Origin of the sequence: Pseudomonas sp. MYb185 (assembly GCF_002979975.1) — a bacterium.
GTDB lineage: Bacteria > Pseudomonadota > Gammaproteobacteria > Pseudomonadales > Pseudomonadaceae > Halopseudomonas.
Genome location: NZ_PCQD01000002.1, coordinates 432,407 through 454,517, shown reverse-complemented (window position 1 = coordinate 454,517; position 22,111 = coordinate 432,407). Strand labels below are relative to the sequence as shown.

Below are 22,111 nucleotides of genomic sequence, written 5' to 3'. Positions count from 1 at the left end.
GTCAGTCGCGCACCGCTCTGGGGTTATTGATGGCCAGTTGGCTGCGGTTGATCTGTCGCAGACTCTGGTGCAACTGTGGGTGGTGGTCGAGCTGCCCCAGGCGAATGGCAGCAGCCAGTTGTCTGCGCAGGGCAGGCAGCTCGGTATTGTCCGCCCCGTCCAGTAACGCCTGCAGCTGCTGGCGCTCTTGCGTAGCGCAGCTCTCGCCCAACTGCTGGTCCCGGGCGGCGGTGATCATGGCACTGGCGATCATTCGCGCCTGGTAGTGCAACTCCCGGGGCAGGGCCGGCAGCAGTTCGTCCAGCAGCAGTTGGCGGGCGGTCACCAGTAGATCGGGGGCGCAGGGACGATTCATGGCGTGGCTCCGGTCAGCAGCAGAATTTCCTGTTCCAGTTCGGACAGCATGCGCCCGGTCAGGGCCAGCTCCAGCGAATCCTCGCCGCCGCTGAGGTAGCGCTCGGCCTGTTGCAGGGCAATGATCGCCCAGCGCAGGTGAGCCATGACCTGCCAGTAGGTCAGTGCTGCCCTGTCCATCTGCAGTTCCGCGACGCTGTTGTAGCCATCGAAAAAGTCCTCCAGTTCACCTATGCCACCGGCTTCACGCTGGGGCCCGGCAAAGCGCCAGCAGCGGGCGGTAAACCAGCCGATATCTTCCCGAGGGTCGCCCCAGCCGGCAAACTCCCAATCGAGAATACCGCTGAGCTGACCGTTGGCGACCATATAGTTGCCGGTGCGGTAATCCCGGTGCAGCAGGCGCGGAGGCAGCGACGTCGGACGGTTCAGTTCGCACCAGCGCAGCCCCCATTCCAGTGCCGGAAAGCCCTCACTGAGGGTATCCAGATAGGCGCGGTAGGTGGCAATGCAGTGCTGCGCATGGTCAGCCGCAGGAGCCGGCAGGAAATCCAGCTGCGGGTGCGGTGGGGTGATCCGGTGCAGGCTGGCGAGGCTGGCGCCCAGTTCTCGGCACAGAGCAGGGCGCTGCTCTTCGTTGACTGCATCGCGGGTCAGCTTTGGCCCGAAGGCGGTGCCTTCCAGAGCCTGCATGATAAAGAACTCGCGGCCCAGCACCCGCTGGTCTGAGCACAGTACCAGCGGTTCAGGCACTCTGGCGCCAGCCTCGAAGGCGCAGCGCAGTACCGCGAACTCCTGGGCGCGGGTCATGCTGACGGCCACACTTGAGGGGGCATCTGTACGTAATACCCAGCGTTGCTGACCAGGGCGGCTACCGCCCTGATGTTCGACCTGTAACAGCCAGTTTTCCTGGATTGCACCACCGGACAGACGGTTGGCCTGGATAATCCGGGTATGCTGGGCACCGAAGTGGCTATTCAGAAACCCAGCAATGGCCGGTAATGCCTGATCCACCATAGGCGGGACCACGGTCGCGCTGGGGCAAAGGGTATCAGCGTTCATACTGCCTCTATCGTGCGTTTGTTCTACTGATTCGGGTCAGCCAAGGACCCGTACGGGCTCGCTGCCGTCCCAGCTGTCAGCGGCGGCTTTCATATCGGCAAACACCGCCAGGCTCTCCTGCGGAAAGTCGATCATCTCCACCATAAGGCCACCCAGATCAACGTAAATGGCTTCGCCACCGCCGGGCAGCCAGACTTCCTGCATGACCTCTGCGCCAGCCTCGGCGCAAAGTGCCCGGGCTTCGGTCATGCTGTTTACTATCAGACAGATGTGGTGCAAACCTTCACGACCCTGCTTCAACCAGCTCTGGTAGATGGAAGGAGCGTCATTGTGTTGGCGAACCAGTTCGATCTGCATCTCGCCCCAGTAGGCAATGGCGACCGAGAAGTCGACATTGGATGGCTGACCGCGGTAATGGCAGGCGTCTACCTGGATGTGGTTCAGCTCAAAGAACGGCCCTACGCCCATGGTCTCGGTCCAGTAGCGGAGGGTGGCATCGTAATCCCTGGGTACCCAGGCCAACTGCATGATGCGGCCCAGGCGGGAAATCAGACTGTGATGCTGGTTCGGGATTGGTGTCATGGTTCAGGCCCTTGTGCATTATTGTTTTGCCCTGTGGAGCGGAAATGGCGCTCCGATTCGTTGATGAGAGTACCTTTAACAATAAAACAAATCAAAATGTTTTTAATGTGATGGGCTCGACATCATTGGCGCTTCATGTCTCCCTGGCGTATCTTGGCTAGAGCACACAAGCGATATCACCAGAAAAGGAAACCAGGATGCTGACAAGAAAAGTCCATCAGTTATTGATAGTGCTCGCTACCTGTTTGCTGTTGCCATTGCAGACGCAGATCGCAGCTGCCGAGGAAGACGGCGAAAAAGCCCGAGCCCTGCTCACCGAAGCCGTCGACTACTACAAGGCCAACGGCGACAAGGCCCTGGCGGTATTCAGTCGGCAGGGGCCCTTCGTCAAGGATGACCTGTATGTGTTCGTGATCAACACCAACGGCATCATGCTCGCCAGTGGCGGGCCGTCGGTGATGCTGATCGGGCGCGATATCATGAATACCATCGACGATGAGCTCAAGCCCAAGTTCCAGCAGGCGCTGAGCCAGCCGGAGAGCGGTGATATCCTGGAGGCGGACTACCCGTGGGGCAACTGGAGTACCGGTGGGCGCAAGATCACCAAGCATGTGTACTTCCAGCGGGTGGGCGACACCGTATTGGCGGTGGGCTATTACCAGCCGCGGGCCAGTTCCGAGCAGGCACTGCAGTTGCTGGATACCGCCGCCGAGGCGGTGAACAGTGATCCACGTGCCACCTTCAATGCGATCAACGCACTGGATCAGCGCTTCTACAAGGATGATCTCTACGTCTTCGTCGTGGAGCTGGAGAACAACCGCTTCGTCGCCCATGGCTCCAACCTGCGTCTGATCGGGCGGGACTTCAGCGCCCTGGCCGATCGCCTCGGCAAGCCTTTCGGCCAGGAGGCATTGGACAAGCTGGCGAGCAGCGAGATGGTCGAGTTCGACTACCAGTGGAAGCACCCGATCAGCGGCGATACCGAGCACAAGCACGCCTATGCGCGCAAGGTCGGCAACTACCTGGTCGCGGTCGGCTACTATCAGCCCAACAATGGCAACGGCGCGCAGGCTGACGCCGAGTAGGTCAGTCGTCCAGTTCGACCCGGTCGCGAAAATGCTGCAACGCTTCCGGGTTGGCCAGGGCTTCGGTATTTCTCACTGGCTGGCCGTGCACGACGTTGCGCACGGCCAGTTCGACGATCTTGCCACTCAGGGTGCGTGGTATGTCCGGCACTGCGAGGATACGCGCCGGTACATGACGCGGCGTGGCGTGCCGGCGAATCTCCTGGCGGATGCGCTGCTGCAGTTGCTCATCGAGTTCGATGCCTTCACGCAGGCGCACGAACAGCACCACCCGCACATCGCCCTGCCAGCTCTGGCCAATGGCGACTGACTCCAGCACCTCTTCGATCCTTTGCACCTGGCGGTAGATCTCTGCCGTACCGATGCGCACGCCGCCCGGGTTGAGCACCGCATCCGAGCGGCCGTGGATGACCAGCCCGCCTTGCCCGGTCTGCTCGGCATAATCACCCTGTGCCCAGACCCCGGGGAAGCGTTCGAAATAGGCCGCGCGGTAACGGCTGCCGTCCGGGTCGTTCCAGAAGCTCAGGGGCATGGAGGGGAAATGCCGGGTGCAGACCAGCTCGCCCTTCTCACCGATGACCCGTTGGCCGGCCTCATTCCATACCTCCACCGCCATGCCCAGCCCTGGCCCCTGCAGCTCGCCGCGCCAGACCGGCAGCAGAGGGTTGCCCAGGGCGAAGCAGGAGACGATATCGGTACCGCCGGAGATGGAGGACAGACGCAGGTCATGCTTGATGTCGCGATACACGTAGTCGAAGCTCTCCGGGGACAGCGGCGAGCCGGTGGACAGTATGCTGCGCAGGCTGTCGAGCCGGTGGCTGCGTGCCGGTTGCACACCGGCCTTTTCCAGGGCGGCGAGGTACCGGGCGCTGACGCCGAAGACGTTGATCCGCTCGGTGTCGATCAGGTCGATCAAACGGGTGTCACTCGGGTGAAACGGCGAGCCGTCATACAGCACCAGGGTGGCGCCGACCGCCAGGCCGGAAGCCAGCCAGTTCCACATCATCCAGCCGCAGGTGGTGTAGTAGAACAGCCGGTCATCGGCTTTCAGGTCGGTATGCAGGCCGAGTTCCTTGAGGTGCTGCAACAGCACGCCTCCGCTGCCATGCACGATGCATTTGGGTACTCCGGTGGTGCCACTGGAATACAGGATGTACAGCGGATGATCGAAGGGCAGGGCGCGGAACCCTGGCGTGCCGCCGGGCTGATAGAAGTCCTGCCAGTGCTCCACTGGCTGGCTGCAGGCCGGGCGGGCGCCCTGGGTTGCCGCTGGGCCGGGTACCAATAGCAGCCGTTCGACACTGGGCAATTGGCGCAACACCTCAGCGAGCCTGTCGCTGAGATCGATCGACTTGCCGGCATACTGGTAATCGCTGCAGGCGATCAGCAGTGTGGGTTCGATCTGGCCAAAGCGGTCGATGATGCCCTGTGCGCCGAAGTCCGGTGAGCAGGACGACCACACCGCGCCAAGGCTACTGACGGCGAGCATCGCGACGATGGCCTGCCAGCTGTTGGGCAGGATCGCGGCCACGCGATCACCGCTCACTACCCCGGCCTGCTCCAGGCTGCGCTGCAGACCGGCTACATGGGCACTCAGCTCGGCATGGCTGAGCTGCTCGCGGGTACCGCTTTCCGTGATGCTGATCAGCGCTGGCCGCTGGTCCTGGCGCCGCAGCAGGTGGGCCGCATAGTTCAGCGTGGCCCCGGTGAACCAGCGGGCGTCGGGCATGTCCGGTCCTTCGTCGAGCAGCTCGCGGGGCGGTGTGCTGAATTGCACCTCGAAGAACTCCGCCAGCGCCAACCAGAAATCCGCCCGTTGCCCGATGCTCCAGGCATGCAGGGGAGCATAGCCTTCCAGGGTCAGCCCGAAACGGTGGTTCACGTATTGGCGAAAGGCATCCATGCGGCTGGTGGCGACGTCGCTGGCGCTGGGTGACCAGAGTGGTTGTTGCATCGGCATCCTCCTCAATGCGGCGCTCATGCCGGAGTATAGCCGGCGCCGATGGCGCTCCGCACCGGCTGAAAGTGTGCGATTATCGAACAAGGTGCCTGTTGAGCACCAAGCCAATCTCCTATGCTGGCTGCATCCCGGCGTCCGGCCCGGAATCTCCCTTGCCGGCCGCACTATAAGAACATGTAGGGTGCCCTGTGATGATCAGTCTGCCGGATGTCGGAAGTACCGTCTTCGAACATGCCGATCCCCATGTGGTGTCGGATTACGTCAACCAGCACGTGGGAGTGCATTGCATCCGGCGGCCGCGCCGGGTTGCGGCCCAGGCCAGCCTGCGGCATCGCCGCTTCGGCCAGCTCGACCTGTGCAGTCTCAGCTATGGCGACCGGGTGCAGGTCACCTCGCCGGCGCTGGAAACCATCTATCACCTGCAACTGCTGCTGAGCGGTCATTGCCTGTGGCGCGGACGCGGCCAGGAGCATTACTTCGCCCCCGGTGAGCTGCTGCTGATCAATCCGGATGACCCGGTGGACCTGACCTATTCCGAGGATTGCACCAAGCTGATCGTCAAGCTGCCGGCGACGCTACTCGAGCAGGTCTGCCTCGACAACCACTGGCGGGCACCGGGGCAGGGCATACGTTTCAGTACCAGTCGGCATGAATTGCGGCAGCTGTCGGGTATCGACAGCCTGCTGGCGCTGATCTGCCAGGAAGCGGCCTCCGAGAAGTGCCAGCAGCCATTGCAGGAACAGTACAGCCGCATCATCGCCTCCAAGCTGCTGTGCACCCTGGCCAGCAACGTCTGCCGCGAGCCGCAGGGCGAGAGCTGCCCCTCGTTCGGGCGTATCACCGACTACATCGACGAGCACCTGAAGAAGGATATTTCCGTGGAGCAACTGGCGCAGCTGGCGAACATGAGCCCGCGCTCGCTGTACGCGCTGTTCGAGCGCCAGGCCGGGACCACGCCGAAATCCTTCATCCGCCAGCGCCGGCTGGAGCAGATTCATCACCATCTGAGCGATTCGGCGACCAGGGTGCGCAATATCACCGAGATTGCCCTGGATTATGGCTTCATGCACCTTGGGCGCTTCTCGGAAAGCTACAAGAGCGCCTTCGGCGAACTGCCATCCGATACCCTGCGCCGGCACCACTGAGGCGCTGCGGCGCCGGGTCATCACTTGATGACCCGGCGGATCGACCCCACAATGGCTGCTCTGATTCGAAACGGATGCAACCATGCCTGATTCCCTGCCCCTTGCGGGCCGCCGTATTGCCCTGCCGGAAAGTCGCGAGCTGGACCTGTTCGCCGATATGCTGCTCAAGCGCGGTGCCGAGGTGTTGCGCTGTCCGCTGGTATCCATCCATGACGCACCGGACCAGCGCCCTGTGCTGGACTGGCTCCAGCAGTTCAGCGCCGAGCCCTGGGATGATTTCATCGCCCTGACCGGCGAAGGTATTCGCCGCCTGCTGGCCGCTGCCGAGCGGGCCGGGGGCAGCCTGCGCGAGGACTTCATCGCCCGGCTGGCCCAGGTGCGCAAGCTGACCCGCGGCCCCAAACCCGGTGCGGCGCTGCGCAGTATTGGCCTGAAGGCTGATGTGGTTGCGCTGGAGCCCACTACCGAAGGGGTGATACGCACCCTGCAGAGCGAGGACCTGTATGGCCGGCGTATCGCCGTGCAGTTGTACGGTACCGATCCCAACCTGCCGCTGATGGAGTTCCTGCAGGGTGCTGGTGCGCATGTGGCGCCGGTGGCGCCCTATGTCTACGCCGATGACGTCGAGGATGCGCGGGTGGAAAGCCTGATCAGCGAACTGGCCAGCGGCCGGGTAGACGCCATCGCCTTCACCAGCGCCACCCAGGTGCGCCGGCTGTTCCAGATCGGCCGGCGCTCGGTAGGCCAGCAGCGGCTGGGCGAGATCCTGGGTGGCCTGACCATCGCCGCGGTCGGTCCGGTGGTGGCTGAGGAATTGCGTGAGCGGGGCCTGCAGGTGGACCTGATGCCGCCCAGCAGCTATTTCATGAAGCCGCTGGTGCGCGAGCTGGTGCGCAAGTTCGGGGCGGTTTGACAGGCCCCGGCGCAGGTCATGGTTTACACTGAATTTTTACGATCCCCCATTCCCTATTTTTCTTCCAAGGAAGTTTGATGAGCAAAACCGGCCCGCTGCGCCTGCCGCCAGAACAACTCACCGTGCCAATCGACCTGGAGAGCCTGGGCTTTGCCTCCACCGACGATCTGGAGCCGTTCAAGGGCATTCTCGGTCAGGATCGTGCCGTCGAAGCCATGCACTTCGGCGTCGCCATGCGCCGTGCGGGCTACAACATGTTCGTCATGGGTGAGCCGGGTACCGGGCGCTTTTCCTATGCCATGCGCTATCTCAAGGCCGAGGCCAAGCGCATGCCCACGCCACAGGCCTGTGTGTATATCAACAACTTCGAGGAGTCACGCGAGCCCAAGGCGCTGCATATGGCGGCCGGTACCGCGACTCAGCTGATCGACGACATCCACCAGCTTATCGACAACCTGCTGGCGACCTTCCCGGCGGCCTTCGAACATCCGGCCTTCCAGCAGAAGAAAAGCGCCATCGACCGCAGTTTCAACAAGCGTTACGACGCTGCCATCGACATGGTCGAGCGCCAGGCGCTGGAGCGCAGTATCGTGCTGTACCGTGACGGCCAGAACCTGGTGTTCACGCCGATGCGTGATGGCAAGGGACTGGACGAGGCGGAGTTCTCCCAGTTGCCGGAAGCCGAGCGCGAGCGCTTCCATGCCGACATCGCGGTGCTCGAGGAGGTACTCAACGAGGCGCTGGCCAGCCTGCCGCAATGGAAGCGCGAGTCGAGCAACGAGCTGCGGGAGTTGAACGAGCAGACCATTACCGATGCCCTGCAACCGCTGCTGCAGCCGTTGACCGAGCGCTATTGCGACAACCCCGACATCTGCGCCTATGTCCAGGCGATCCACCAGAACCTGCTCAAGGTGGTGGTGGAACTGCTGGTCGATGAGCGCTCGGAAGCACGCCCCGAAGCAGCGAAGAAGGCTGCGCTGATCGAGCACTACAGCCCCAACCTGATCGTCGACCATCCCGGCTCCCCCGGCGCGCCGGTGGTGCATGAGCCGCACCCTTCCTACGACAACCTGTTCGGCCGGGTGGAGTACAGTTCCGAGCAGGGTGCGCTGATCACCAACTACCGGCATATCCGCCCCGGCGCGCTGCACCGGGCCAACAACGGCTACCTGGTGCTGGAGGCGGACAAGCTGCTGGCCGAGCCCTTCGTCTGGGAGGCGCTCAAGCGGGCATTGCACGCCCGGCAACTGAAGATCGAATCGCCCTGGGCGGATATCGGCCGCCTGACCACGGTGACCCTGACGCCGCAGGTCATCCCGCTGTCGGTCAAGGTGATCCTGATCGGCTCGCGCCGCGCCTATTACCTGCTGCAGGATTATGATCCGGACTTCCAGGAGCTGTTTCGCGTGCTGGTGGATTTTGACGACCATCTGCCACGCACCCCCGACAGCATCGAGGGCATGGCCCAGTTGCTCAAGACCCGGGTGGACGAGGAGGGGCTGGCGCCGCTGACGGTGGCAGCGGTGGCACGCATCCTGACCTACAGCGCGCGCCTGGCCGAGCATCAGCAGCATCTGTCGGCGAGCATCAGTGATATCTTCCAGCTGGTGGCCGAGGCGGACCTGGTTCGCCAACTGGCGGGTGACCGGATGACCGACACCGGCCACATCGAACGCGCGCTGCAGGCCAAGGAGGCACGTACCGGGCGGGCCAGTGCGCGCATCCGCGAGGACATGCTGTCCGGGGTGATCCTGATCGATACCGATGGCGCGGCGGTGGGCAAATGCAATGGCCTGACGGTACTGGCCATCGGCGATTCGGTGTTCGGTGTGCCGGCGCGCATCAGTGCCACCGTGTACCCCGGCAGCAGCGGTATCGTGGATATCGAACGCGAGGTTAACCTCGGCCAGCCGATCCACTCCAAGGGGGTGATGATCCTCACCGGCTATCTCGGCAGCCGCTATGCCCAGGATCATCAGCTGGAGATCTCCGCGAGCATCGCGCTGGAGCAGTCCTATGGCTATATCGATGGCGACAGTGCCTCGCTGGGTGAGGTCTGCGGGCTGATCTCGGCGCTGTCACGGGTGCCGTTGAAACAGTGCTTCGCCATTACCGGCTCGATCAACCAGTTCGGCGAAGTGCAGGCGATTGGCGGGGTCAACGTCAAGATCGAGGGTTTCTTCCGGCTGTGCGAGGCGCGCGGCCTGACCGGCGAGCAGGGCGTCATCATTCCCCGGGCCAACGTACCCAACCTGATGTTGCACCAGACCGTGCTGGACGCGGCCAAGGCCGGGTTGTTCCACATCTATGCGGTGGACAATGTCGATCAGGCACTCAGCCTGCTGGCCGGGGAAGATGCCGGTACCCCGGATGCCGAGGGCAAGTTCCCCGAAGGCTCGATCAATGACCGGGTGGTGCAGCGCCTCAAGACCATCAATCACCGTGGCCAGCATAACGAGGAAAACCGCGACGCTGCAGAGGAAGCGCCGGGCATCGAACCGCTGATCAAACCGTGAACAGCCTGCCGGGCGCCAGGCCCGGCAAGCCCTGCAGCGGCCTTTCCCAGCCTTGTCTACAGAGTTATCCACAGTTTGTGTGGAACACTTCTGCAGGGCCATTTTTACGCTGGCCTGTCAATAACCCATTTCCGGAAAACTGTGGCGGGCCGCACAGTTTTTCCTGGACAAATTCGCCAAGCCCTGGAATTCGCCTGCTGCAGCCATTCTGCCACTATCCCCGGACAGGGTATCAAGCGTACTGGCTGTTTTTTGAACTACTCCGGCCAACGCCTGTCCCGGCATGGCCCAGCGGCGTTTACTACAAGCCTGCTCACAGAGTTATCCACAGTTTATGTGCACAACCGCTCGACCCTCCAATGTCGGCATCCGACGTCAACTCAATCGAACAGGACTCCCAAGGCCTCGTCCAGCCGGGTGACCTGCACCACCTGCATGCCCTTCGGCGCTTCCTTGGGGGCATTGGCCTTGGGTACGATGGCGCGGGTGAAGCCGTGCTTGGCGGCCTCCTTCAGGCGCTCCTGGCCACTGGGTACCGGGCGGATTTCACCGGACAGGCCCAGCTCGCCGAATACCATCAGGTCCATCGGCAAGGGCCGGTTGCGCAGGCTGGAGATCACCGCTGCCAATAGCGCCAGGTCGGCCGCGGTTTCCAGCACCTTGACCCCGCCGACCACGTTGACGAACACATCCTGGTCATAGGTCGCCACCCCGCCATGCCGGTGCAGCACCGCCAGCAGCATGGCCAGGCGGTTCTGGTCCAGCCCGAGGGTGACCCGCCGTGGGTTGCCCAGGTGGCTGGTGTCGACCAGTGCCTGCACCTCCACCAGCATCGGCCGCGACCCTTCCCAGGTGGACATCACCACGCTGCCGGGAATCGGCGCTTCGTAGCGCGAGAGAAAGATCGCCGAGGGGTTGGCGACTTCCTTCAGGCCCTTGTCGGTCATGGCGAATACGCCCAGCTCGTTGACCGCACCGAAGCGGTTCTTCACCGCACGCAGCATGCGCAGGCGACCATCGGCCTCGCCTTCGAAGTACAGCACGGTATCGACCATGTGCTCGAGTACCCGCGGCCCGGCCAGCGAGCCTTCCTTGGTCACGTGGCCGACCAGGAAGATGGCCGTACCGCTCTGCTTGGCATAGCGCACCAGCAGCGCGGCGCTTTCACGCACCTGGGCGACACCGCCGGGGGCCGACTGCAACTGTTCGGTGAAGATGGTCTGGATCGAGTCGACCACCATCACCTTCGGCTGTTCGCGGCGGGCGGTGGCGATGATGCTTTCGATGCAGGTTTCAGTCATCACCTTCAGCTTGTCTTCCGGCAGGCTCAGGCGCTTGGCGCGCATGGCCACCTGCTGCTGGGATTCCTCGCCGGTGACGTACAACGCCGGCATGTCCTGGGCCAGGCGACACAGGGTCTGCAACAGGATGGTCGACTTGCCGATGCCCGGATCGCCGCCGATCAGCACCACCGAGCCGCCGACCAGCCCGCCGCCGAGTACCCGGTCCAGCTCGGAAGAGCCACTGGGCTGGCGCGGCATCTCCTCGGTGGAGACCTCGGCCAGGGTCTTGACCTGGGCCGCTTCTCCGGCCCAGTTGCTGGCACGCGGGCCGCCGCTGCCGCCGACCGGTGTGGTATCTATCACGGTCTCGACCAGGGTGTTCCACGCCCGGCATTCTGCGCACTGGCCGGCCCATTTGGTAAAGGTGGCGCCACACTCGGTGCAGCCGTAGAGTCGTTTGTTCTTCGCCATTGCCGTTCCATTGAACCTGTTTTCTGTCAGCCGTCACTATACTGTTCGGCACGCAATAAATCCTGACGCAGGCGACAAAGATGCCGGAGCACCATCTCAGCAAGAAAGCATTCAAACGGCAGCGGGCCGAGCTCAACGAGGCGCTGCTGGAGGCGCAGTACGAGCTGCGCAAGGCGAACAAGGGGCCGGTACTGGTGTTGGTCAGCGGCAACGACAACGGTGGCAAGGCCGAAGCCATCTACAGCTTCTACGAATGGCTGGACAACCGCTTCCTCGATACCCGCGCCTTCGCCTTGCCCCAGGGGATCGAACAGCGCATGCCGCACCTGTGGCGCTACTGGATCAGTCTGCCCGGACCGGGCAAGCTCGGCTTCTATCTCGGCTCCTGGTACCACCAGCCGCAGATCCGCTACTGCCGTGGTGAAATCAACGCTGAGGCGTTTCAACTGCAGATGGAGGAGATTGCCCGCTTCGAGCGATTGCTGAGCGAGGAAGGCGTGGCACTGGTCAAGCTCTGGCTGCAGATCGAGCAGCCGTCGGGTGGGGAAGGCGCAGCGCAGGAGCTGGAGCAGAGCGTGGTGATGCGCGAGTGGGGGGATCTTGGTTCGGTGGATCATGAGCAGGTGATGACCTCCACGCAACTGATGAGCGAGCTGACCTCGACCCCCTGGGCGCCCTGGATAGCAGTGCCCAGTGATGACGCCCACTACCGTGATATTCGCGTTGGCCAGATAGTGCTGCAGCAGATTCACCAGTTGCTGGACAAGCAGACCAAACGTCCGGCACCGACCCCGCTGCTGCCTGCGCCGCTGGTGCGCCTGCAACAGGTGGATTACTGCCTCAAGCTGGGCAAGCAGCAATACAAGCAGCAGCTCAGGCATTATCAGGCGGAGCTGCGCGAACTGGTGCGGCACCCGGCCTTTGCCGAGCGCAGCCTGCTGCTGGTGTTCGAAGGTACCGATGCCGCCGGCAAGGGTGGCGCCATTCGCCGCATCACCCAGTGCCTGGACCCGCGTTACATGCGCGTGCACGGCACTCGCGCGCCAACCCATGAGCAGCGCCTGCAACCCTATCTGCTGCGTTTCTGGCGGCGAGTACCTACCCCCGGTCGGGTTGCCATCTTCGATCGCAGCTATTACGGACGGGTGTTGGTCGAGCGGGTCGAACGCTTCTGCAGCCGCCGGCAATGGCAGCGTGCCTATGATGAGATCAACGATTTCGAGGCGCAGCTAAGCGCCAAGGGCACCCTGGTACTGAAGTTCTGGCTGGCCATTACCCAGGATGAGCAGTTGCGGCGCTTCAAGGCCCGGGAGCGCTCCCCGCTCAAGCATTACAAGCTGACCGAGGAGGATTGGCGCAACCGCGAGCGCTGGCCGCACTATGAACAGGCGCTGAACGATATGCTGGCGCATACCGATACGGTTCTGGCGCCCTGGTACATCGTACCCGCCGAAAACAAACGCTACGCGCGGGTGGAAGCGCTGAAGATAGTCTGCCAGGCGTTGCGCCAGGCGCTGAAATAAGCTGCAGAAATACCGCATCAGCTCAGGTATTGCAGACGGCTATTCGCCCGAGCGACGTCAGCGGTGATGGCACCGCGGGGCCTGGGCTATACTAGCCGTCTTTCATTCAAGACCGGCCCGCCATGTACCATTGCGATACCCCTTTCGGCTCGCTGCAGCTCGAGCGCTACCCACCTACCCGTAATCCGACCTTGCAACCGGTGGATACGGCGGACCTGTATCTGTTGCAGTCTCTGGCAGCACCGGAGCCCGCCGCAGGGCCGATACTGGTGATCAATGACAACTTCGGCGCGCTGGCCTGTGCACTGGCGCGATCTGGCCGACCGGTGATCAGCTGGAGCGACTCGCATCTGGCGCAGCAGGCCCTGCAGCTGAATATCGACCACAATCGGCTGACGGCAGAGCAGGTTACCTTCATCGACAGTCAACACCTGCCCGAAGGGCCCATAAGTCAGGTCCTGCTGCGCATCCCGAAAAGCCTGGCCCTGCTGGAAGACCAGCTCAGTCGTCTGCGACCGTTGTTGTCAGCGGATGCGCTGGTGACTGCTGGGGCCATGCTCAAGCACCTGCCACCGAGTGCGGGAGACCTGCTGGCCCACTATATCGGCCCGTATCAGGCCTCGCTGGCATGGAAAAAGGCACGCCTGCTGACCGCCCGTCTCGACAGCGCGCTTGTGCCGGGTACGCCGCAACTGACCACGCACTATCCGCTGCCGGACAGTGGCTGCGAGCTGGCCAACCTGCCCGGGGTATTCTCCCGCGAGCGGCTGGACATCGGCACCCGGGTGCTATTGCCATGCCTTCCCCGGATGGAGGGGGCGGTACGCATTGTCGACCTCGGCTGCGGCAACGGCGCGCTGGGTATCCAGGCTGCCTTGCTCAACCCCGAAGCGCAGCTGACCTTCATCGATGAGTCCTACGCTGCGGTTGCCTCGGCCCGGCAGAATTTCAGTCAGGCATTCCCCGACCGACAGGCGCGCTTCATCGTCGGCGACGGCCTGCTGGGCGCCCCGGCGGGCAGTGCCGACCTGGTGTTGTGCAACCCGCCATTTCATCAGCAACAGGTGATCGGTGATGAAATCGCCATGCGCCTGTTCCAGCAGAGTCGCCAGGCGCTGGTAGCGGATGGCGAGCTGCTGGTGGTCGGCAACCGTCACCTCGGTTATCACGTCAAATTGCGGCGCTTTTTCGGCAACGTTGCGCAGGTGGGTGGCAATAGCAAGTTCGTGGTGCTGCGCGCGGCCTGAATCGAAGCGGTCATGGATCTGTATGGGGTTCGGCGCAGAGTGCCGTGAGCTCCCGCTCGGCCAGTACATCATCGCCCAGATTCAGCACCACCAGCCGTTTCAGGTGGCTGATGGAATCCAGGTCGATATGCCGGCACTCCAGGCCCAGTAAACCATTGCGGGCGAATACCTGTTGTACTTCCATGTGGATCTGGTCGGTGCTGGACAGCTCGACCACCGCACGCAAGGGTTGGCTGATATCCACTTGTGACCAGGTGTCGGGTTGCCTGAGCAGCAGGCCATGCAGGGAGATATCGATCAATTGGCCGTGGGCGTGCCAGTTGTCCTGGTGCAAGCTGACGTGGGCGTCAAAGGGAATGCGGGAAAAGCGCCGATAATGGTCTGACATGACGGCCCCCGTCGGGCGGCTACGTTATGCGACTTATTATAGCTGCTCAGTTGCTGGTGTTGCTGCGGAGGGAATGACCTCCTCCTCGGAGCAGGCCGAGGAGGAGGAAAGGAGGTAAGGGCGGAAGGTCAGACCACACCCTGGGCCAGCATGGCGTCGGCTACCTTGACGAAGCCGGCGATGTTGGCGCCTTTCACATAGTTGATATAGCCATCCTCTTCCTTGCCGTAGCGCTCGCAGGCGGAGTGGATGGACTGCATGATGGCGTGCAGCTTGGTGTCCACTTCGCCGGCATTCCACTGCATGCGCATGGCATTCTGGCTCATTTCCAGGCCGCTGACCGCAACGCCGCCGGCATTCGCTGCCTTGCCCGGGGCGAACAGGATGCGGTTTTCCAGGAACACATCGACCGCTTCCAGGGTGGATGGCATGTTGGCACCTTCGGCAACACAGAAGCAGCCGTTGGCTACCAGGACGCGGGCGTCATCACCGTTCAGTTCATTCTGGGTAGCGCAGGGCAGGGCGATATCGCATGGCAGGTGCCAGGGTGTACGCTTGCTCAGGAACTCCAGCTGCAGCTCGGAGGCCATGTCCTGCAGGCGAGCGCGACGCTCGTTCTTCAGGTCCATCAGGTAATGCCACTGCTCGGTGGTCATGCCTTCGGGGAAGTACAGCGTGCCGCCGGAGTCGGAGATGGAGATCACCACCGCACCCAGATCCATCGCCTTGAGAGCGGCGTACTGGGCAACATTGCCGGAGCCGGAAATCGCCACGCGCAGGCCTTCCAGGCTGCGGCCGCGCTCCTGCAGCATCTCCTCGGTGAAGTACACGCAGCCGTAGCCAGTGGCTTCCGGACGAATCAGGCTGCCGCCGTAGGTCAGGCCCTTGCCGGTCAGTACCGAGGTGAATTCGTTGCGCAGACGCTTGTACTGACCGTACAGGTAGCCGATTTCCCGCGCCCCGACACCGATGTCACCGGCGGGAATGTCGAGATTCTCACCGATGTGGCGGGCCAGTTCGGTCATGAACGACTGACAGAAGCGCATGACTTCGGCATTGCTCTTGCCCTTGGGATCGAAATCCGAGCCGCCCTTGCCGCCGCCCATGGGCAGGGTGGTCAGGGCATTCTTGAACACCTGCTCGAAGGCGAGGAACTTGAGGACGCCGAGGTTGACCGACGGGTGGAAGCGCAGGCCGCCCTTGTACGGGCCGATGGCGCTGCTCATCTGTACGCGGAAGCCGCGGTTGACGTGGACCTGGCCGTTATCGTCCATCCACGGCACGCGGAACATGATCACGCGCTCGGGCTCGATCAGGCGCTCGATGATGCCGGCTTTCAGGTACTTGGGGTTCTCTTCCAGGAAAGGCCACAGCGTGCTCAGTACTTCTTCGGCTGCCTGATGGAATTCGGGTTGCCCTGGGTCGCGCAGTTTCAGATGCGCCAGGCAGGCTGTCAGCGTGTCAGTCATGGAGGTCTCTTTTTTGCAAGTTTAAGACGTGTTGGTGCAAATTTATCAGAGGTGAACACGCTCTGAAATAGTGCTTAACAAAAAAACATGCACGTCAATGGGGCTCAAGGGTGCCCTGCAGTGGTGCGCAGGGGACCGCTGGATGCTGGTGAAACAGATTCAAGTTTATGTTTTTTAAGGGATTTATGGCTCTTATGCGAAGCCCTGCCGCGTGCGCTTTTTGGTCGCACGCGGCAGGTCGGAAAAGTTCCACAAAAATGTGACTTTTTCGTCAGGCCAGTTTTTTGTAGCGCACACGATGCGGCTGGGCGGCTGCTTCGCCCAGGCGTTTCTTGCGGTCTGCTTCAAATTCGGTGTAGTTGCCCTCGAAGAATACCACCTTCGCATCATCTTCATAGGAAAGAATATGCGTGGCGATGCGGTCCAGGAACCAGCGATCGTGGGAAATCACGATGGCGGAACCCGGGAAATCCAGCAGGGCTTCTTCCAGTGCACGCAGGGTTTCCACGTCGAGGTCGTTGGACGGTTCGTCCAGCAACAGCACGTTGGCGCCCTGTTTCAGGGTCAGCGCCAGGTGCAGCCGGCCGCGCTCACCGCCGGACAGGTCCTTGACGAACTTCTGCTGGTCGGCGCCCTTGAAGTTGAAGCGGCCAACGTAACCGCGCGAGGGCACTTCATAGCCGCCCACGGTGATCAGGTCGAAGCCGTCGGAGACCTGCTCCCACACGGTCTTGTTGCCATCCAGGTCATCACGGCTCTGGTCGACGCTGGCAATCTTCACGGTATCGCCGATGACGATCTCGCCGCTGTCGGGCTGTTCCTTGCCGGTAATCATGCGCAGCAAGGTGGACTTGCCGGCCCCGTTGCCGCCGATCACGCCGACGATGGCACCCTTGGGAATGCTCAGGCTCAGGTCATCGATCAGCACGCGGTCGCCATAGCTCTTGGTGACGCCGTGCAATTCGATGACCTTGTCGCCCAGGCGCGGCCCGGCGGGAATATAGATCTCATTGGTTTCGCTGCGCTTCTGGAATTCCTGGGACTGCATTTCCTCGAAACGCTGCAGGCGGGCCTTGGATTTGGCCTGGCGGCCCTTGGCCCCCTGGCGCACCCACTCCAGCTCGGCCTTCATCGCCTTGGCGTGGGAGGCCTCCTGCTTGGCTTCGGCACTCAGGCGGGCAGCCTTGGATTCCAGCCACTGGGAGTAGTTACCTTCGAAGGGAATGCCGTGGCCGCGGTCCAGTTCCAGAATCCAGCCGGCGACGTTATCCAGGAAGTAGCGGTCGTGGGTAATGGCGACCACGGTGCCGGGGAAGTTGTGCAGGAACTGCTCCAGCCAGGCGACCGAATCGGCGTCCAGGTGGTTGGTCGGCTCGTCCAGCAGCAGCATGTCGGGTGCCGACAGCAACAGGCGGCACAATGCCACGCGGCGCTTCTCGCCACCGGACAGGTTACCGATCACCGCATCCCACGGTGGCAGACGCAGCGCATCGGCGGCGACTTCCAACTGGCGATCCAGGTTGTGACCATCGGCAGCCTGGAGGATGGCCTCCAGCTTGGCCTGTTCGGCAGCCAGTGCGTCGAAGTCGGCATCCGGCTCGGCATAGGCGGCATAGACTTCGTCGAGGCGGGCCTGGGCGTCCTTGATCTGGCTGACCGCCTGCTCGACGATCTCGCGGACGGTCTTTTCCGGCTCCAGCTGCGGCTCCTGCGGCAGGTAGCCGACGTTGATGCCGGGCATGGGGCGGGCTTCACCGTCGAATTCGGTGTCCACTCCGGCCATGATGCGCAGCAGGGTCGATTTACCCGCACCGTTCAGGCCCAGTACGCCGATTTTGGCGCCGGGGAAGAATGACAGGGAAATATCCTTGAGGATCTGCCGCTTGGGCGGCACAACCTTGCTCACCCGGTGCATGCTGTAAACGTATTGGGCCATGGGGCGTAAACCTGTAATTGCTGATGGAGAATAATGGGGCACCCGCAAAGAAGGGGCGGGGAATGGGGGGCAAGGCTAGCCCAAGTTAGGGGCCAGGGCAAATCCGACCCGTCGTCCATATAAACTGCAGGTGTTGCCGGTAACTTCGGGAACATGGGTTGCCGCGTCGCCTACGGCTCCTCGCAATGACAGCGGGGACGGCCTCGCCCCTTTACCCGATACTTCACAGTCATGTCATTGCGAGCCACGCAGTGGCGCGGCGACCCAGCGGGGGCGGGTAACTCCTTGAAAGGACCTATATGACCGACTGAATGCTTTTCATGTGCCAGTTACGTCCGGTTGGGGTAAAATGCGGCCTCTTTTTTATTTGTACATCTCTGGCAGAGGGCCGTGACATGTTTAGCCGTTCCAACGATATTGCCACTTTCGACGCCGAGCTGTGGTCAGCCATGCAGCAGGAAGCACAGCGTCAGGAAGAGCACATCGAGCTGATCGCATCCGAGAACTATACCAGTCCTGCGGTCATGCAGGCACAGGGCTCGGTGCTCACCAACAAGTATGCCGAAGGTTACCCGGGCAAGCGTTACTACGGCGGCTGTGAGTTCGTGGACGTGGCCGAGCAACTGGCCATCGACCGCGCCAAGGAACTGTTCGGTGCCGACTACGCCAACGTCCAGCCGCATGCCGGTTCCCAGGCCAACAGCGCGGTATTCCAGGCGCTGCTGCAGCCTGGCGACACCGTGCTGGGCATGAGCCTGGCCCATGGTGGTCACCTGACCCACGGTGCTTCGGTAAACTTCTCCGGCAAGATGTACAACGCCGTTCAGTACGGGATCAATACCGATACCGGCCTGATCAACTATGACGAAGTCGAAGCGCTGGCGCTCGAGCACAAGCCGAAGATGATCATCGCCGGCTTCTCCGCCTATTCGCAGATCCTCGACTTCCCGCGTTTCCGCGAGATCGCCGACAAGGTGGGTGCCTACCTGTTCGTCGACATGGCCCACGTGGCCGGCCTGGTTGCCGCTGGTGTATATCCGAACCCGGTACCCTACGCTGACGTGGTCACTACCACTACCCACAAGACCCTGCGCGGCCCGCGTGGTGGCCTGATCCTGGCCCGTGCCAACGAGGCGCTGGAGAAGAAGCTGAACTCGGCGGTATTCCCCGGTGGCCAGGGTGGCCCGCTGATGCACGTGATCGCGGCCAAGGCGATCTGCTTCAAGGAAGCCATGAGCGACGAGTTCAAGGCCTACCAGCAGCAGGTGGTGAAGAATGCCCAGGCCATGGCCGAGGTATTCATCGAGCGCGGTTTCGACGTGGTTTCCGGTGGTACCAAGAACCACCTGTTCCTGCTGTCGCTGATCAAGCAGGACATTACCGGCAAGGACGCGGACGCGGCCCTGGGTCGCGCCTATATCACCGTCAACAAGAACGCGGTGCCGAACGATCCGCGCTCGCCGTTCGTGACCTCCGGTCTGCGCATCGGTACGCCGGCGGTGACCACCCGCGGCTTCAAGGAAGCCGAGTGTCGCGAGCTGGCCGGCTGGATCTGCGACATTCTCGACAACATGGGTGACGAGTCGGTGATCGACCGCGTGCGTGATCAGGTCAAGGCTATCTGCGCTCGTCTGCCGGTATACCGCGACTAAACGCGTGCTTTGCTGAACGAACCCCTTGCCGGATTGCCGGCAAGGGGTTTTTTATTGCAATACCGGGCCAGCCGGCTAGGCTGGGACACACTCGGCAAGGAATGGGAGGTCCTATGAAGAAAGCAGCGGTATGGCTGGCCTTGTTTCTTCTATGTTCTGGTGTTTGCACCGCTGCGCAGCAGCCCGTGGTGCAGGTGGCGTTTCTCAATTTCTCGGGATATGCGGAACGGGATGAATCCGGCAGGGTGGTCGGTAAGGGGGTCGACTTGACCACCAGGTTGTTGCACGAGGCCGGTTACCGGGCCGAGTTGCGCATCCTGCCGGCGGCTCGCATCTGGCTGGGGCTGGAAAGCGGTGAGGTCCACGTGTGGCCGGGCATGCTGAATAAGCCGGGGCTGGCTGAGCATACGCTGCAGACCGAGCGTGACCTGGGGCGGGTGGGCATCAATCTGTACCACCTGCCCGGCACTCCGCCGCCCCGCTGGCCGGAGGATATCCAGGGCAAGAGCCTGATCATGATTACCAACTTCACCTACACTACTGCCCTGCGGCAGATTCTCAGTGATCCTGCCCGGGATCTCACCGTGCATAAAAGCAACTCGCATGTCGGCGCGGTACAGATGCTGTTGCGTGGACGGGGCGACTATCTGCTGGATTATCGGACCCAGGTGAGCTCGGCACTGGAGACATTGGGCATGCAGGCCCTGCCTTCGGTCGGGGTGGCTGAATTGCCCATGCGCTTCGTGCTGTCACGCCAGTCGGGATTTGCCGAGCGATTGAAGACGGATCTGGATGCGGCCTTCGATCGGCTGCAGGCGCAGGGTGTCGAACTGGATGTGACGCGGCAGTAGCGGGAGGCTTGCCGGCTTGGCGGGAAACCCCGGCGGCATGGCCGGGGTTCCAGCGACAGGCTGATCAGTGGCGACGCAGATCGAGCGTGGTCAGGGTCCGTTCACGAACGGTCCTGAGCAGTTCGGCGTCATCAACCAGGGACTGGCCGTAGGACGGCACCAGGTCCTTCATGCGGGACTGCCATTGCGGCGTGGCCATGCGCTCGCCAAAGCAGCGTTCGAGCACGTCGATCATCGCCTGCACGGCGGTGGAGGCGCCGGGGGATGCGCCCAGCAGCGCAGCCAGGGTGCCATCTTTGGCAGCAACGATCTCGGTGCCGAATTCCAGCTTGCCGTGACCCTTGGCATCCTTCTTGATGATCTGCACGCGCATGCCGGCATTCTGCAGCGTCCAATCCTCTTCCTGTGCATCGGGGAAGAAGTTGCGCAGCGAGTCGACCCGGTTCTTGTGGGACTGGAAGGACTCGCTGATCAGATAGCGGGTCAGATCCATGTTGTCCCGACCGACCGCCATCATCGGCGCCACGTTGTACGGCTTGACCGAAGAGAACAGGTCGAGCACCGAACCTTTCTTCAGGAACTTGGTGGTGAAACCGGCGAACGGGCCGAACAGCAGCGCGGGCTGGCCGTTGATGATGCGGGTGTCCAGGTGCGGGACCGACATCGGTGGTGCGCCAACCGGCGCCTTGCCATAGACCTTGGAGTGGTGCTGCTGGACGATCTCCGGCTTCTTGCACACCAGCCATTGGCCGCTGACGGGAAAGCCGCCATAGCCCTGGCTTTCCTCGATATGGGACTTCTGCAGCAACGGCAGGGAGCCGCCGCCAGCGCCGAGGAACACGAAATTGGCGTTGATCTTCTTTTCTTCGCCGCTCTGCTCGTCCTTGACGGTAACGCGCCAGTGGCCACGGCTGCTCTTGCGCAGACTCTTGACCGCATGGCTGAGATGCAGGTCGAAGTTGTCCAGGGTGGTCAGGTGACTGACCATGTTGCGGGTCAGGGAGCCAAAATCGACATCCGAACCGTATTCGACACGGGTGGCGGCAACCGGCTGGCCGCTCTGGCGCTGCTGCATGACCAGCGGCATCCACTCGGCGAGTTGCTCTGCCGATTCGCTGTACTGCATGTCTGAAAACAGATGATGGGCACTGAGAAGTTCATGACGTTTGCGCAGGAAGGCAACGTCCTTCTCGCCCCAGACGAAGCTCTGGTGTGCGGTGGGGTTGATGAACTTACTGGGCGCCGGGAGGATCTTCTGCTCGACGAGGTAGGACCAGAACTGCAGGGTCACCTCGAAGTTCGCATTGATCGATAGTGCGCGGTTGATCGTGATGTTGCCATCATCGGATTCGGGAGTGTAGTTCAGCTCACAGTAACCGGCGTGCCCCGTGCCGGCATTGTTCCAGCCATCCGTGCTCTCATGAGCAACGTGATCCAGACGTTCGACCAGGGTAATGGTCATATTGGGATCTAGCTGTTTGAGCAACATTCCGAGTGTAGCGCTCATGACGCCACCACCGACCAGCAATACGTCTACATCTTTTGCTGTCATTTACATGTCGCCTCTCACAAAAAACTGCGCGTATCATACCTGTTTTATCTGGTTGCGTGTCATAACCTTTGCATGGCTGGGGACAGGTCATGAACAGCGGCAATTGCCGTGCACACAGGGGTTGT

17 protein-coding genes are annotated in these 22,111 nt (G+C 62.3%); 8 read left to right on the top strand and 9 right to left on the bottom strand.

Annotated elements, in window-relative coordinates:
* Nucleotide 1 precedes the first annotated feature (1 nt).
* From CQ007_RS04520 to CQ007_RS04510, 3 genes are read right to left on the bottom strand one after another with little or no spacing between them, the layout of a single operon-like run.
* Entirely contained in the window at nt 2–355 is a 354-nt protein-coding gene (locus CQ007_RS04520) for a DUF6285 domain-containing protein (protein WP_105643725.1), read from the bottom strand.
* On the bottom strand, nt 352–1,413 hold the full coding sequence (locus CQ007_RS04515) for a phosphotransferase family protein (protein WP_256582195.1): 1,062 nt from the start codon (nt 1,411–1,413) through the stop codon (nt 352–354). The genes CQ007_RS04520 and CQ007_RS04515 overlap by 4 nt, the downstream gene beginning before the upstream one ends.
* A 36-nt stretch (nt 1,414–1,449) precedes the next feature.
* Entirely contained in the window at nt 1,450–1,995 is a 546-nt protein-coding gene (locus tag CQ007_RS04510) for a VOC family protein (RefSeq protein WP_105643723.1), read from the bottom strand.
* Between the two features lie 197 nt (nt 1,996–2,192).
* Between CQ007_RS04510 and CQ007_RS04505 the strand changes: the two genes are divergently transcribed.
* On the top strand, nt 2,193–3,080 hold the full coding sequence (locus CQ007_RS04505) for a cache domain-containing protein (RefSeq protein WP_105643722.1): 888 nt from the start codon (nt 2,193–2,195) through the stop codon (nt 3,078–3,080).
* 1 nt (nt 3,081) lies between these two features.
* On the opposite strand, the gene CQ007_RS04500 is transcribed toward CQ007_RS04505, so the two are convergent.
* Nucleotides 3,082–5,034 carry an acetoacetate--CoA ligase gene (locus tag CQ007_RS04500; RefSeq protein WP_105643721.1) on the bottom strand — a complete coding sequence of 651 codons (1,953 nt, stop codon included), beginning with the start codon at nt 5,032–5,034 and terminating at the stop codon, nt 3,082–3,084.
* Nucleotides 5,035–5,231: 197 nt separating this feature from the next.
* On the opposite strand from CQ007_RS04500, the gene CQ007_RS04495 reads away from it, so the two are divergent.
* The 3 genes from CQ007_RS04495 (at nt 5,232) to CQ007_RS04485 (ending at nt 9,614) form a co-directional block, all read left to right on the top strand.
* The gene (locus CQ007_RS04495; RefSeq protein WP_105643720.1) at nt 5,232–6,185 is read left to right on the top strand and encodes an AraC family transcriptional regulator; all 954 of its coding nucleotides are present in this window, start codon (nt 5,232–5,234) and stop codon (nt 6,183–6,185) included.
* Between the two features lie 82 nt (nt 6,186–6,267).
* Nucleotides 6,268–7,098: a uroporphyrinogen-III synthase gene (locus CQ007_RS04490; RefSeq protein WP_105643719.1), complete on the top strand. Its 831-nt coding sequence runs from the start codon at nt 6,268–6,270 to the stop codon at nt 7,096–7,098.
* 77 nt (nt 7,099–7,175) lie between these two features.
* Entirely contained in the window at nt 7,176–9,614 is a 2,439-nt protein-coding gene (locus tag CQ007_RS04485; protein ID WP_105643718.1) for a Lon protease family protein, read from the top strand.
* A 380-nt stretch (nt 9,615–9,994) separates the two neighbouring features.
* On the opposite strand, the gene radA is transcribed toward CQ007_RS04485, so the two are convergent.
* Nucleotides 9,995–11,368 (bottom strand): DNA repair protein RadA, encoded by a 1,374-nt coding sequence (gene radA, locus CQ007_RS04480; RefSeq protein WP_105643717.1) that lies wholly within the window; start codon nt 11,366–11,368, stop codon nt 9,995–9,997.
* Nucleotides 11,369–11,448: 80 nt separating this feature from the next.
* On the opposite strand from radA, the gene pap reads away from it, so the two are divergent.
* Both pap and CQ007_RS04470 read left to right on the top strand, forming a co-directional pair.
* On the top strand, nt 11,449–12,891 hold the full coding sequence (pap, locus tag CQ007_RS04475; protein ID WP_105643716.1) for a polyphosphate:AMP phosphotransferase: 1,443 nt from the start codon (nt 11,449–11,451) through the stop codon (nt 12,889–12,891).
* A gap of 122 nt (nt 12,892–13,013) precedes the next feature.
* Entirely contained in the window at nt 13,014–14,138 is a 1,125-nt protein-coding gene (locus tag CQ007_RS04470) for a methyltransferase (protein WP_105643715.1), read from the top strand.
* Nucleotides 14,139–14,148: 10 nt separating this feature from the next.
* Here the strand turns inward: CQ007_RS04470 and CQ007_RS04465 are convergent, their stop codons facing one another.
* The 3 genes from CQ007_RS04465 to ettA form a co-directional block, all read right to left on the bottom strand.
* Entirely contained in the window at nt 14,149–14,526 is a 378-nt protein-coding gene (locus CQ007_RS04465; RefSeq protein WP_105643714.1) for a PilZ domain-containing protein, read from the bottom strand.
* Between the two features lie 128 nt (nt 14,527–14,654).
* Entirely contained in the window at nt 14,655–15,995 is a 1,341-nt protein-coding gene (gene gdhA, locus CQ007_RS04460; protein WP_105643713.1) for an NADP-specific glutamate dehydrogenase, read from the bottom strand.
* Nucleotides 15,996–16,266: 271 nt separating this feature from the next.
* Nucleotides 16,267–17,931 (bottom strand): energy-dependent translational throttle protein EttA, encoded by a 1,665-nt coding sequence (gene ettA / locus CQ007_RS04455; protein WP_105643712.1) that lies wholly within the window; start codon nt 17,929–17,931, stop codon nt 16,267–16,269.
* A gap of 395 nt (nt 17,932–18,326) precedes the next feature.
* On the opposite strand from ettA, the gene glyA reads away from it, so the two are divergent.
* A complete protein-coding gene (glyA, locus tag CQ007_RS04450) occupies nt 18,327–19,583 on the top strand; it encodes a serine hydroxymethyltransferase (RefSeq protein WP_105643711.1) in 1,257 nt (418 codons plus the stop codon).
* A 113-nt stretch (nt 19,584–19,696) separates the two neighbouring features.
* Nucleotides 19,697–20,434: an ABC transporter substrate-binding protein gene (locus CQ007_RS04445; protein ID WP_105643710.1), complete on the top strand. Its 738-nt coding sequence runs from the start codon at nt 19,697–19,699 to the stop codon at nt 20,432–20,434.
* 64 nt (nt 20,435–20,498) lie between these two features.
* Here the strand turns inward: CQ007_RS04445 and mqo are convergent, their stop codons facing one another.
* The gene (gene mqo, locus CQ007_RS04440; RefSeq protein WP_105643709.1) at nt 20,499–21,986 is read right to left on the bottom strand and encodes a malate dehydrogenase (quinone); all 1,488 of its coding nucleotides are present in this window, start codon (nt 21,984–21,986) and stop codon (nt 20,499–20,501) included.
* Nucleotides 21,987–22,111 lie beyond the last annotated feature (125 nt).